The sequence below is a fragment of the Methylobacter svalbardensis genome (assembly GCF_037671525.1).
Classification (GTDB): domain Bacteria; phylum Pseudomonadota; class Gammaproteobacteria; order Methylococcales; family Methylomonadaceae; genus Methylobacter_A; species Methylobacter_A svalbardensis.
Genome location: NZ_JAWPOH010000078.1, coordinates 1 through 13,118, shown reverse-complemented (window position 1 = coordinate 13,118; position 13,118 = coordinate 1). Strand labels below are relative to the sequence as shown.

Genomic DNA, 13,118 nt, shown 5'->3' with positions numbered 1-13,118 from the left:
AAACTTTCCAAATAGGTGCGCTCATCCTCAGTTAAACGCACAATATATTTCTTTGCCAATCTATCGTTCCCCAATAATGTAAAAAACCTACTCTATGGGGATTTTATACGACAAAACAAGACTGACTGAGTACTAGGACGTTTTGAGGATGCACTCACCCACAGTCAACAAGCAGTAGAGATTTATTGCCGCTTGATGGAAACCAGTCCTGACCGATACGAGCCTGATTACGCTAGTGCTCTTAATGATCAAGCTATCTATCTATCTATTCAATCTGAGTCATTACTCGGAAGCGTTCCAACACAACCACCAATCGTTACGAATCTATCAACGTTTAGCTGAAATTCGCCCCGACCGTTTTGATCAGAATTATGCTTTTAGTCTCAACTGCTTTAGCCGTGACTTATCCACACAAGGACGTTATCAGGAAGCTTTCGAGCACATTCAGCAAGCCGTTGCTATTTATCGCCGATTGAGCGCATCCCGGCCTGACCGATTTGAACCCGATTATGCTGGCGCTCTGAATAGTCAAGCCAAATACCATGCCAGCCTGGATTCCTTAGAGCAGGCAATCAGCAGCCAAGCTGAAGCCCTAGTAATTTATCAACGGCATGCTGAAAAAAGACCCAAAGTTTACGCAGAAGACTATTTGTCCAGCACAATCGATCATGCCTATTGGCAATGGCTGGCACGGCAAACACCCGACCGGGAAAACCTCGTACAATTAGAGCAGCTCTATCTCCCGCAGCTACAAACCCATCGCCAGTCGTTCATAACCAGCCGTATGGCTTTTGTTGCGGGCTGTATCGCCTACCGTAACGACTCAGTTAGCACTCAAACTTGCTTTGAACAACTGACCGCCACCTATCAAACCCTGCCATTAGCTATGCAGCAAGCCCTGCAAGAGACCTACTTGCTAGCTGTTATTTATCTGGCTCAGCACAACCCAACGCCAAATCATGAACAGGCTGCACAAACCGCCCTAGAAACCTACGCCAAACAACGCGAGAACCGTTTGGCTTTTTATATCACCGAAACTTTAAAACGTCTGGATTGTAAGTACGAACTACCCGGTAGGCCAGAATAAGCTGGTTCGAACGATAGCTAGAACCAGCTTATTCCGACAAACACTCCCAAATTCTCAGGAAACGCCACCTCGCGTTACGCCCTTCGATAAACTCAGGACAAGCTTAAGTGGCCCTATTCCTGCTTAAGCCTCCTCTGAGAACCAGAACCCCGCTCTACACCAAATTTCACACCCTCAGAAAAGTGACACCACTCCCTCATTTGCACTGTCACCCGGCGAAGCCTCAGAAAAAAGCGGTGCCAGGCGAGTCAACAACCTGCCTCTGTTTCTGGTCGGCGGCGCAACACTCACCTTCCTGGTCATCATGGTGTTGGTCGCGACAGATCGAGCCGCTAAACAGAACAGAATCGGTGACAAAACTGAGCAAGAGAAGGTTGTCAATACCAGTATGGCCGCTCATGAAATAGCGGGGGACTACCTCAGCGGCATCATACCGATAGCAACGAAGACTTTAGACATACCCCCGCTACCGATGGCTTCAGAAGCACCGGCCTTGACCGTGGTAAGACCAACCAGCCTGGATTCGCCGCCACTACCGCCGAACCAAGCCAATCAACCAAACCAGCCGCCCACTCCCGAAGCGGAGTTAGCGGCTCGTATCCGACAAGTTAAGCTACAACAATTTGAAGAGGCGGTTAAAGCGAAAACGGCGGTCAGCGTAGCAGCTCCTCGTAGCCCGGGATCAGCACCCGTGGCATCCGATAAATTATCGGAACAACAAGCGCTGCTGGCACAACAGATTGTAGCGAACCAGACGACAGAAACCGATCCTATAACCGCCTACAAAAAACGTCTCGCGCAACTAAAAGACACCGGCATTATTCATAGCGGGGGCAATGCAGAGAAAACACCACAGCTGCTGAACGCCGGTGCATCAGCTGATGATAAGAATAACATCAACCAGTATGCAAACAATGGACAAGGCGATCGATGGCGATTGGACTCCAAACCGGAACCCCCTCATTCACCGTATGAGTTAAGAGCTGGCTTTGTCATACCGGGTACGCTGATATCCGGGATAAATTCACAATTGCCAGGCCAAATTATGGCGCAAACATCGCAGGATGTTTTCGATACCGCCACTGGCAAATACAAGTTGTTTCCACAAGGCTCCCGCCTGGTAGGCACCTATTCCAGCGAAGTCGCTTACGGGCAAGCGCGAGTACTGGTTGCGTGGCAACGTATTGTCTTCCCCGATGGCAAAGCCATGGACATCGGCGCCATGCCAGGCGCTGACGGCGCTGGCTATGCAGGTTTCAAAGACCAGGTAGACAACCACTATGTACGCATCTTTGGTTCTGCTTTGTTGATGTCGGCCATCACAGCAGGCGTAGCTTATAGCCAACAAAACCAAAATACCGGCAGCGTGTATGCACCCAACGCACAAAGCACGTTGAGCAGTGCCTTAGGCCAGCAACTGGGGCAAGCGACGGTACAAATGATAAGCAAAAATATGAATATTGCCCCCACGCTGGACATTAGACCGGGTTATCGGTTTAACATCCTTGTGACCAAAGATTTAACGCTCAGCAAACCCTACGAAGCATTCGATTATTAAAGGAGAACGCCTTGAAAACGCTAAAATTCTCAGTTACTAAAGCGGTTATTGCTAGCTTAGTCAGCGTAACGACACTTACGCCATCCTTTGCCGGAATCCCCGTTATTGATGGTACCAATCTATCGCAAAATGTGTTGTCGGCAACAGAAGAAATTGCGCAGACGCTTAAGCAGGTACAGCAATATTCCACACAGCTGTCACAGTATTCTACGCAATTGCAGCAGTACTCAAATATGATGCAGAATACCGCTGCGCCAAGCTCGTTCACTTGGGCTAACGCATCGCAAACCATATCCGGATTGACCAACACCCTCAATACTTTGTCTGGCTTCCAGAGCCAATTTGGTTCGCTAGCCAATTATGTGAACAACTACCAAAATCTAAACCAATATGCGAATTCTGCCTGTTTCAATAGTATTGCATGTACCCCCGGCGCATTAGCCAGTCTGAACAATACGCTTAAACTGGGATCACAAGCGCAGCAAAAAGCGAATGCCGCAGAAATACAAGCCATCGACAGCCAACAAACCGCATTACAAACCGACGCGGCAACGCTTCAAAGGCTGCAAGCAAACGCACAAACCGCATCAGGACAGATGCAAGCCATTGGTTATGCCAATCAGCTTGCCAGCAATCAAGCGAACCAGCTATTGCAGTTAAGGGCTCTACTGATAGCGCAACAAACAGCAGAGGCCACGCGCAATCAAGTCATAGCTGATCGTGAGGCACAACAAGCCGCCGCTGACCAAAGTTGGCGCAAGGATACACTTACACCCGTCACACATAATAATTGGGCAATTCGCTAGAGGATATGCTGATGAATTACAAATACATAAAAATTGCCATTTTTGTGCTCTTAACCGCTTGCACCCAGGAACCCCAGGAAACTGCGAAACCAACGGACAGTCTGGCCAATGCAGTCAAGCCGTCTGAACAACCGAAGGCAGTACCGGAAGTCAATGATGCGAATTGCCAGTTTGAATATATGAAATCTATTACAGATAAGGACATTCAGCAAACACTGGCCGATAACTGTGCTCGTCGCAACACAACAGTTAAGCCAGTCAAACATAAAAACTGGTCTGTTAGATAACCGAGCAGGAGTAACCATGAAAAAAATCTCGATAATCCTTATGGTTTTCCTGATTATTCAAATGCCAGAAGCTTTTGCGGCAATCAATGGCCAAGGCATCCTTGACGATGTACAAAACCAATTTAAAATTGCCGCCTCTGGTTGGGCTTCCACCCTAACAGCCAGAGCATCCTGGTTGTTCTGGATGCTCGCATTGATTTCTATGGTGTGGACACACGGCATGTTGTTGTTCCGCAAAGCCGACATTGCAGATTTCTATGGTGAATTCATCCGTTTTATTGTTTTCACCGGTTTTTTCTGGTGGCTGCTTACCAACGGCCCGACAATGGCAATTGACGTAATAGACTCAATGCAGACGCTCGGAGATACAGCATCGGGAATCAGCGGAACCACACCATCTGGCATTGTCGATGTTGGATTTATGATATTTAATACGGTTGTCCAACAATCGTCAATCGCGAGCCCGGTTATGAGCACCGCCGGACTCATCATGGCTACCATAGTCATCACCATTCTTGCTTTGATCGCAGCAAACATGCTCATTCTGCTAGTATCAGCCTGGATACTAGCTTATGCAGGGGTTTTTTACCTGGGCTTTGGCGGTAGCCGATGGACTTCGGATATTGCAATCACCTATTTCAAGACCGTCCTCAATATTGGCGTCCAACTGATGACTATGGTTCTACTGGTGGGCATTGGACAACAGTTTATCAATGCCTATTACGCTCAGATGGATGCCAACATGAACCTGAACGACATGGCTGCAATGTTGGTAGCTGCCATAGTTCTACTGGTGCTCGTTAACAAAATTCCACCGATGCTCGGGCATATTGCCCAAGGCGGCGGGACACATGCGCTGGCTGGCGGATACGGCGCGGGTTCAGCTATAGCCGCTGCCGGGGTAGCGGGGGCTGCCGCTGCAATGGCCGGCAGTACGGCTGCCGCCGGTGCCGCAAATATAGCGGGTGGTGCTCAGGCTGTTATGGCAGCAGCGAAACAGGCATCACAAAACTCATCAAGCGCCTCTGATCTTGTTTCGAGGATGGGCGGCGCATTAGATAGCAATACCGCTAGCGCCTCTACGTCCGCATCTACATCAAGCCCACTTGCAGCGGCAATGGGTGATAGCTTAGCGAGTCATAACTTATCCAGTAGCTCATCGGGTACGGCAAACCAGGGCAGTAAATCCAGCAGTACTGCCGCACACTTAGCATCGGGAATCAAACAGGTCATGGGCGAAAAAATGCAATCACGAATAAATCAAACGGTTGGTGGGCAAGTTGCCTCAGCCATCAACCAGTCCACAGAAACGCAAGCGCACAATAACAAAGCCACAAACCAAACATTCGATAACAATAGTCTGTCTGGTGAAACAACCGACATAGGGGATTCAAGGGCAAATGAAATCGCCGCCTTCCGTGATGGCTAACGGAAACGTAAAAAACCAGGACATCTAAAAGATGTAGCCATGAAAAACGAAAAAAACAACAAAATTTCCCGGAAAACCCTATCAAAAAATTGGGCACTTGAGAAACAATTAGTTTATCGAATTTTGGAATAAGGAGGCAACATGGCGGCAATGCCTGATTTACCACCGTCACACCATCAACAGGAGCGGATAGTTTGCTCGATCACCGCTGCTGAAAAATACGCGGTTCCAGCGAACATTCTGCTGGCAATAGCCGAAAAAGAAAATGGCAAGCCCGGTGTTTGGGTGAAAAATACCAACGGCACCCACGACGTTGGCGCCATGCAATTTAATACCGCTTACCTCAAAACACTCTGGAGGTACGGCATTTCACCTGAGGATGTAGCCAGCAGTGGCTGTTATACCTATGATCTGGCCGCATGGCGCATTCATGGGCATTTAACCAAAGATCCCGGTGATATGTGGACACGAGCGGCCAATTATCACTCGCGGACACCCTACTACAATCAGCTATACCGGGCTGATCTGATGGTAAAAGCTAATCGCTGGGCTAACTGGTTAGATAAATTCATGCAGTCCCATAGTGCGACGATCAATACCTACACGATAAAGCCCGAAGCTAAACAGACAAGTGAAGCAACCCACGTAGTACAGGCTATTAAAAAGGCCTATGTTCCACGTAGTATCATCGTTAGCAGTTCACTACCGATGACTATGCAATACCCACGCGTAGTGGTATCGGATGGCACCCTTGAAGCCCTTAAATGGCTGGCTCTATTGCTCATGGTAGCGGATCACATCAATAAATATCTGCTACACGATGCATCGCATACGTTATTTAACGCCGGCCGCATAGCCATGCCACTCTTCGTTTTTGTGCTGGCTTATAATCTGGCTCGGCCAGATGCCTATCAGCACGGCGCACATAGCCGGACAATGAAACGCCTGGCACTCTTTGGTCTCCTGGCAACGCCGCCTTTCATCGCCTTGGGTGGCTTGTTAGCGGGATGGTGGCCGTTAAACATTCTGTTTGCATTATTGTCAATGACGGCCATTATTTACTTCCTTGAGCAACAAACAATTAGTGGCTCTATCATTGCATGCGCTGTATTTATTGTCGGCGGTTCATCAGTAGAATTCTGGTGGCCTGCTTTAGCATTTGGGATTGCACTATGGTGGTACTGCAAAACGCCGCAATTCGCACCCTTGATAATAGCTGTGGTAGCCTTGCTATTACTCCGTATTATTAACGGCAATTACTGGGCTTTCGCTGCCCTACCCTTTTTAATCGCCAGCACCGCCGTCAATATTCCCGTGCCCCGTTATCAATGGCTATTTTATTATTTCTACCCATTGCATTTAACCCTTCTTTGGCTATCAACGAGGCTTGCCTATGTCTATGTCTATGGCTTTGCATGATAAATAGAGTGGTTGATACAGAATCTGTAATATAAACCCCGTTTAGCCACTTTTCTGTCATATAAACTATGCATTCGCATAACAAACACTGCAACAATTCGTTTACTACCCATTATTTTTTACGATAGGGATAATCCATAATTAATGCTTATTATTCGAAGGGGTAGTTATGCTCCAAAAGCTTTCGTAAAAAATAAAGGCTCAATTTTCGTAAATGGTGGGATTATTTTTTAAATTGTGCAACGATTTTGCAACTGTGTGTAATATCATCAAGGCTTTATTAGACTTATTTACATTGGTTATTAATTGTGGCAAACGAATAACTAATTGATTGATATGATGTTGTTTGTTATAAATAGGATTGTGATTCCGGTTGTCGCGGGTTCGAGCCCCGTCGCCCACCCCATTAAATTCAATAACTTCCGTCATTTTTAAGCGCCCACTTTTTCCGAGTGCAGTCAATTTGTCACAGTTTTTTGCGTTTCCGGCGAATACCGAAAGATGCTCCGATGACAAATGAGCATAACGTTTGACCATATCCTAACCGCTCCACCCGCCTAATTCTTGCAGGATATGAAGCGGTGTTCCGTTTTGTACATGCCGGATTGCCATGTATGACGTAAATCATGCCACCTGAACAATTCAATACTGGTACGTTTTAGAGCCATGCACCTTCGGTCGAACTGGTTGCACATGCGTGTAATGCCAAAGATGCGATTCGTCCGCCGATTATTAAAAATTGCCTGCCCGCCGTTCTTGCACTTGACCATTAATACCAACTAAAACCGTCGTTGCCAGCCCGTAAAAAATGCCATGTTCAACAATGCCGGGAATGCCGTTTAAGGTGTCGTTAAGTGTTTTAGCGTCGATAGGCTCATCAAAGCTCATATCCGCTATTAAATTGCCGTGAGAACTTATCGCAACACCCTTTTTATGGGTATTTTGGCGCAAACCGCCATGCCCGCCGTTCGCTTCCAGCTGTTTTTTAACCAGTTGCCAGGCACATGGCATCACTTCAATGGGAATAGCAAAATGCTGACCGATTCGCGCGACTAGCTTGCTCGCCTCAATCAACACGATAAATTGCTCACTGGCAATTGCCAGCAGTTTTTCGCGCACCAAGTCAGCCCCTTGACCCTTAAGCAAGGTTAATTCCGGCGACACCTCATCAGCACCATCGACATAAAGATCAAGGTGGCTAACCCGCTCGAAATCAACCGTGGTTAAACCGAGTTGTTGCGCCTTAATCGCGCTCACAACCGAACTGGCGACCGTGATCACTTTAAGCCCTTGTTCACGGCTACGATGCGCCAGCTCTTCAATAAAATAATTCGCTGTAGAGCCGGTGCCAAGCCCGACCAGCATCCCATCTACCACCTGCTTAGCGGCATGTTTGGCAACAAGTTCTTTATCATTCATGGTTTGCTCCTTGCTATAAGGATAGCATACGACTCTGCTGGGTTCTTCATGAGAGGCTAATAGTTAACACGCTTATAAATATTATCCGCCATCATCGCTCCGGCCAACGTAAGCGCACCGGCAACAACGCCTGCTAAGGCATTGAGCAGCGAAGAAGTCAGCGTTTCCACCATGCCGCCGATAGCAGGCGCGACGTTAGCGCTTTGGGCCAACTGCTCAATGAAGTGATGCGCAACGGGAATGCCGTGAATCAGAATCCCGCCGCCCACCATAAACATTGCCGCCGTGCCGACAACTGCCAGCAACTTCATCAGATAAGGCGCGCCATGCAAAAAGATCCAGCCAACTTGATGCTGGATTTTCGCCCATAGACCTAACCCCGGCTTTTGGCACAGGTAGAGGCCTGCGTCATCCAGTTTCACTATGATTGCCACCAGACCGTATACACCGGCGGTCATCATCAGTGCAATACCGGAAACCACCGCCACTTTGGTCGTAAAAGCCGCTGTTGCCACGGTACCCAGTGTGATAACAACAATTTCTGCCGACAACACAAAGTCGGTACGAACGGCTCCTTTAATTTTATCCCGTTCAAACGCCACCAGGTCAATCTCGGGATTGGCGACTGCCGCAGCCAGTTCGGCATGACGACTTTCATCTTCGTCATGGGAATGCAATAACGGGTGCGCCAGTTTTTCAAAACCTTCAAAACACAGATAGGCGCCACCCAGCATCAGCAACGGCATGATCAACCACGGCGCAAGCCAACTGATTGTCAGCGCCGTCGGCACTAAAACCAGCTTGTTTTTCAGCTAACCTTTCGCTACCGCCCACACCACTGGCAGCTCCCGTTCTGCCCGAATGCCGGATACCTGTTCGGCATTCAGCGCCAAATCATCGCCCAAGACGCCGACAGTTTTTTTCGCCGCAATTTTGGTCATCAGAGCCACGTCATCCAAGACTGTGGCAATATCATCGAGTAAAACTAAAAGGCTGGTACCGGCCATATTGAATTATTTGGGTTAAAAGTTAGTTGAAAAGATCCCAGCCCTTTATAGCCGAGCTATAGCGTCAAAAACGAGCTCATCCGGGCGATAATAAAATACGGCTGTTAAATAACAATCCTTTCCCCTACCCGAGGAATATTGGCACTCCACCCGCTACGCTTGAAGCAGGTCTGCAATGACAATGTGGCTGTTTTCTCACCATGTATTAAATAAAGACGAGGCTTGGACTCTTTAAAATTGCCGGCCCAAGCTAACAACTGACTTTGATCGGCATGAGCGCTTAACGCGCCCAATGTATGCACTTTGGCCGCCACATTGACGTCTACACCCAGGATTTTCAGATGTGTTTTTTTACCGTCAACAATAGCCCTGCCCAAGGTACCTTCGGCCTGAAAACCTGTGATGATGATATGCGCATTGCGCCGCCATAAATTGTATTTAAGATGGTGACGGATGCGCCCGCCGGTACACATGCCGCTACCGGCAATAATAATCACACCACCGGCAATACGATTGACGGCCATTGATTCTTCGGCTGTTTGTGAATAGATCAACCCCGGCAACCAGGCTTGCCAGCCGCCGGGAGCAATTTTGGTAAATTCGGGATCATCGATATTGAATAAGTGGGTATTATCTGCGTAAATATTACTGGCGCTGATCGCCATCGGGCTATCCAGGTAAATCTGTTGCTGTGGCAGTCCGCCCTGACGCTGAATTTTACCCAGCCAGTAAATCAGGTCCTGAGTTCTGCCCACGGCAAAAGCCGGAATAATCACATTGCCGCCGCTTTCCGCGGCTTCTGCCAAGGCCGCACGCAATTCCTCCAGGGTATTTTGCAACGGTTTATGGTCGCGATCACCATAAGTGGATTCAAGCAACAACACATCCGCTTCGGTTAAAACACTCGGATCACGCATTAGCGGCGAATTCAGGTTGCCCAAATCGCCGGAAAAAACCAGCGTTTTGGTTTTATCTTGATCCTTGATGCGCACTCGCACGATAGATGAACCGAGTATATGTCCCGCTTCATGAAAAGAAACGCTCAGCTCAGGCAATATTTTGGTTTCCATGCCATAGGCTATCGGCTGACGCAGCGCCAGTAACGTTTTCACATCCGCCTCGGTATATAAAGGTTCAAGCAGCGGCTTACCGGCACGTTCCCGACGCTTGTTTTCCCATTCGGTATCTCGTAATTGCAGATGAGCGGCATCCATCAGCATCAATTCCAGCAGCGGAAAACTGGCCTCGGTCAGGAATACCGGCCCCTTGAAACCGTCTTTAGCCAGCTTGGGCAAGCGTCCGCAATGGTCAAGATGGGCATGAGACAACACCACCGCATCAACAGTCGCTGGATTAAAGGGGAAATCGGCTTCATTTTGTTCTTCTGTTGCTCTTGAACCCTGAAATAACCCGCAATCAAGCAGTATTCGGCCGGAGTCGGTTTCCAATAAATAACAGGAGCCGGTAACTTGGCCTGTCGCACCTAAAAAAGTAAGATTTGCCATCGCATTGCCTTGTCGTGTGTAAAAATCAATATAATGATGTCACCATGCAAATGATCACATCAAATTTCCTCGAATGACAGAGTTGATGTTAAAATCGGGCCATCATCGAGCTGTTCAGCAAAAAGCTTATTATCCTATTAAAAGAGTTTTGTCGTAACCCAACGACAAAACTTAACTTCACGAATATTCATCGAAGAATTAAATTGAAAAAGACCATAAGACACTCTATCCCCCGATTGCTCCTGTTTTTTTGCTTGGGTCTCCCCATGCAAACACTGCTTGCTTTGGGCCTACCTATGCCAGCAGTGCCTGCTGAAGATCCCCTCATAGCTCAGGAAATTACCGCCATTATTTCGGCAAAACAGCATCCATACCTGATGCTGTCCAACTTCGAAAATCGTACCGAAGATATTGATTCCCTCTATAAAATATCGAACCGCCAGTTGCTGTGGCTAGGCAACCAAAATACCGAAAAAAACATCACCGAGGGGCTTAATCTGTTAACTAACGCGGCTGACCACGGATTAAATCCTAAAAATTACGATACTGAATCGCTACGACAAAAGCTACAGCTTGCCTTAAAGCTCAAGCTTGGTTCGTACAAGGAATTGGCGCTGTACGATACAGCTCTCAGTATCTCCTTGCTACGCTACTTGCATGACTTGCATTATGGACGAATAAATCCACAAGGTATAAATTTTAAATTAAAGTTAAGAGAAAAAAAGCTGCTTGATTTACCCTTGTTGATTAAAAACAGTTTGGCACAAAACACGCTGGTTCAATTACCGCTATCGGTTGAACCCACGTTAAAACAATATCAAAAGTTAAAACCGGCATTGGCTAGCTACCGCCAACTTGCCGCGAATACGCCGCTGTCAAAACTGCATATTAAAAAAACGTTGCGTCCAGGAGACACTCACCCGCAAATTGCCGAGCTACGCCAATTTCTAATCGCTGTCGGCGATTTACCTGAAGATAAAACCGTTATCAGTGCTGAAAAATCATCGCTATACACCGATACTATCGTTACCGGGGTTAAGTCATTTCAAAATCGGCATGGGCTTACAGCCGATGGATATATCGGGACAAGCACTGTGACCGCACTCAACGTACCTTTAAGCTACCGAGTAACACAAATCGAATTGGCTATGGAAAGATTGCGCTGGTTACCTGAACTCAATGCCGGAACATCCATTATTGTTAATATTCCTGCCTTCCAATTATGGGCATTTGATGCGATTGATCAGACCGATGCAAACATAGTTAATATGAAGGTCGTTGTCGGCAAAGCACTGAAACATCAAACCCCGGTGTTGATGGCAGAAATGCACTATATAGATTTCATGCCTTACTGGAATGTTCCTTACAGCATCACAAAAAAAGAAATATTGCCCAAGTTGATTCAAAACAACAATTATCTTGACCAGGAAAACATGGAACTGGTCTCTGTTTTCCTCAACACAGCAACCCCAACTGCGCTTAATGGAGAATCCATGAATCTGCTTAAACAGGGCAAGTTAAGAATCAGACAGCGTCCAGGGGGAAAGAATGCCCTGGGCAAAATAAAATTTATTTTCCCCAACAAGGATGACGTGTATTTGCATGATACCCCGGCAAATGCCTTATTTAGCAAATCACGAAGGGATTTCAGCCATGGTTGCGTGCGGGTTGAGAACCCTCAAAAACTGGCTGAATTTGCACTTAAAAATCAGGATGACTGGAACCCGGAAACGATAAAACTCGCCATGAATACGCCAAAAAATCGACGTGTCATATTGAAAAAACCGATACCGGTATTGTTTTTTTATACCACGGCTTTTTTTGACCAATTTGATAATTTAGCGTTTTACCCTGATATTTATGGTCATGACGCTGTATTACTGAAAACCCTGAGTCAAGCGAATGACCTGTCTGATCAGTCGCTTTTTATCGGCACCAATACGCCGCAGGAAGCGTTAATCAAATAGACTATAATTGACTCTTCTCGATAATTGCTGCTGCATTACCGGGTGTTGATTTCAGGAAATGTCATTTATTTTTACCATGAAGGGCTTGAAGAATTTACTGTATTGACTTCCTGCGTTTTCTATAGAGATGATTTTATAAAACAAAAATTTTTAGTCATTGCTTTAATAACCTTACATTAAGGTTGATTAGAAATCCTTATTCGACAAATCGCCAAATTCTCTTTCCTTCATTATCTTCATACCCTTCATGGTCTTAAAAACAAGTTATAAACTGGATAAAGAGCCCATATAAATAGACATTGTTACGCATCGGCATTACCCTACTGCACGCCGTCCATGACGCCAGATAATATCGACATTCTCCACCGCCACGCGGATTAAAGAGGGCAGAACAATTGCCAAAAAAAAGGACACGAAGTTTTTCTTCATGTCCTTGTGTGTGTTTCGTGGTTTATTACTGCTTACATTACACGAAGCTTATATCCAGATAATATTAAGCTAGTACTAAGTCAGTCTTGTTTTGTCGTATAAAATCCCCATAGAGTAGGTTTTTTACATTATTGGGGAACGATAGATTGGCAAAGAAATATATTGTGCGTTTAACTGAGGATGAGCGCACCTATTTGGAAAGTTT

10 protein-coding genes and 1 pseudogene are annotated in these 13,118 nt (G+C 46.7%); 7 read left to right on the top strand and 4 right to left on the bottom strand.

Annotation, left to right across the window (positions count from 1 at the left end; all coding sequences use genetic code 11):
* Window positions 1-244 precede the first annotated feature (244 nt).
* From RW114_RS18040 to RW114_RS18015, 6 genes are all read left to right on the top strand, one after another.
* A complete protein-coding gene (locus tag RW114_RS18040; RefSeq protein WP_340124145.1) occupies window positions 245-1,087 on the top strand; it encodes a tetratricopeptide repeat protein in 843 nt (280 codons plus the stop codon).
* A gap of 304 nt (window positions 1,088-1,391) precedes the next feature.
* On the top strand, window positions 1,392-2,645 hold the full coding sequence (locus RW114_RS18035) for a TrbI/VirB10 family protein (RefSeq protein ID WP_340124144.1): 1,254 nt from the start codon (window positions 1,392-1,394) through the stop codon (window positions 2,643-2,645).
* 11 nt (window positions 2,646-2,656) lie between these two features.
* The gene (gene trbJ, locus RW114_RS18030) at window positions 2,657-3,451 is read left to right on the top strand and encodes a P-type conjugative transfer protein TrbJ (protein WP_340124143.1); all 795 of its coding nucleotides are present in this window, start codon (window positions 2,657-2,659) and stop codon (window positions 3,449-3,451) included.
* An 11-nt stretch (window positions 3,452-3,462) separates the two neighbouring features.
* Window positions 3,463-3,738, top strand: coding sequence for an entry exclusion lipoprotein TrbK (trbK, locus tag RW114_RS18025; RefSeq protein WP_340124142.1), 276 nt, complete (start codon window positions 3,463-3,465; stop codon window positions 3,736-3,738).
* Between the two features lie 16 nt (window positions 3,739-3,754).
* Complete coding sequence (gene trbL / locus RW114_RS18020) at window positions 3,755-5,167, top strand: P-type conjugative transfer protein TrbL (protein WP_340124141.1); 1,413 nt, start codon at window positions 3,755-3,757, stop codon at window positions 5,165-5,167.
* 141 nt (window positions 5,168-5,308) lie between these two features.
* Window positions 5,309-6,586, top strand: a complete 1,278-nt coding sequence (locus RW114_RS18015; RefSeq protein ID WP_340124140.1) for a TraX family protein — start codon at window positions 5,309-5,311, stop codon at window positions 6,584-6,586.
* A 201-nt stretch (window positions 6,587-6,787) separates the two neighbouring features.
* Here RW114_RS18015 and RW114_RS18010 read toward each other — a convergent pair whose 3' ends face one another.
* The 4 genes and pseudogenes from RW114_RS18010 to RW114_RS17990 form a co-directional block, all read right to left on the bottom strand.
* Window positions 6,788-7,123, bottom strand: a complete 336-nt coding sequence (locus tag RW114_RS18010) for a hypothetical protein (RefSeq protein WP_340124139.1) — start codon at window positions 7,121-7,123, stop codon at window positions 6,788-6,790.
* 195 nt (window positions 7,124-7,318) lie between these two features.
* Window positions 7,319-8,005: a ribose-5-phosphate isomerase RpiA gene (rpiA, locus tag RW114_RS18000; protein ID WP_340124138.1), complete on the bottom strand. Its 687-nt coding sequence runs from the start codon at window positions 8,003-8,005 to the stop codon at window positions 7,319-7,321.
* Window positions 8,006-8,061: 56 nt separating this feature from the next.
* A pseudogene (locus RW114_RS17995) lies at window positions 8,062-9,012 on the bottom strand (DUF808 domain-containing protein).
* A gap of 104 nt (window positions 9,013-9,116) precedes the next feature.
* On the bottom strand, window positions 9,117-10,517 hold the full coding sequence (locus tag RW114_RS17990) for an MBL fold metallo-hydrolase (protein ID WP_340124137.1): 1,401 nt from the start codon (window positions 10,515-10,517) through the stop codon (window positions 9,117-9,119).
* Between the two features lie 266 nt (window positions 10,518-10,783).
* On the opposite strand from RW114_RS17990, the gene RW114_RS17985 reads away from it, so the two are divergent.
* Window positions 10,784-12,484, top strand: a complete 1,701-nt coding sequence (locus RW114_RS17985) for a L,D-transpeptidase family protein (RefSeq protein ID WP_340124136.1) — start codon at window positions 10,784-10,786, stop codon at window positions 12,482-12,484.
* Window positions 12,485-13,118: the final 634 nt, after the last annotated feature.

What these genes read in the sequence shown, in the direction of transcription:
- RW114_RS18040 (WP_340124145.1), top strand. Translation starts at nt 245, where the DNA reads ATGATCAAGCTATCTATCTATCTATTCAATCTGAGTCATTACTCGGAA.
- RW114_RS18035 (WP_340124144.1), top strand. Translation starts at nt 1,392, where the DNA reads ATGGTGTTGGTCGCGACAGATCGAGCCGCTAAACAGAACAGAATCGGT.
- trbK (WP_340124142.1), top strand. Translation starts at nt 3,463, where the DNA reads ATGAATTACAAATACATAAAAATTGCCATTTTTGTGCTCTTAACCGCT.
- trbL (WP_340124141.1), top strand. Translation starts at nt 3,755, where the DNA reads ATGAAAAAAATCTCGATAATCCTTATGGTTTTCCTGATTATTCAAATG.
- RW114_RS18015 (WP_340124140.1), top strand. Translation starts at nt 5,309, where the DNA reads ATGGCGGCAATGCCTGATTTACCACCGTCACACCATCAACAGGAGCGG.
- RW114_RS18010 (WP_340124139.1), bottom strand. Translation starts at nt 7,123, where the DNA reads ATGGTCAAACGTTATGCTCATTTGTCATCGGAGCATCTTTCGGTATTC.
- rpiA (WP_340124138.1), bottom strand. Translation starts at nt 8,005, where the DNA reads ATGAATGATAAAGAACTTGTTGCCAAACATGCCGCTAAGCAGGTGGTA.
- RW114_RS17990 (WP_340124137.1), bottom strand. Translation starts at nt 10,517, where the DNA reads ATGGCAAATCTTACTTTTTTAGGTGCGACAGGCCAAGTTACCGGCTCC.
- RW114_RS17985 (WP_340124136.1), top strand. Translation starts at nt 10,784, where the DNA reads ATGCAAACACTGCTTGCTTTGGGCCTACCTATGCCAGCAGTGCCTGCT.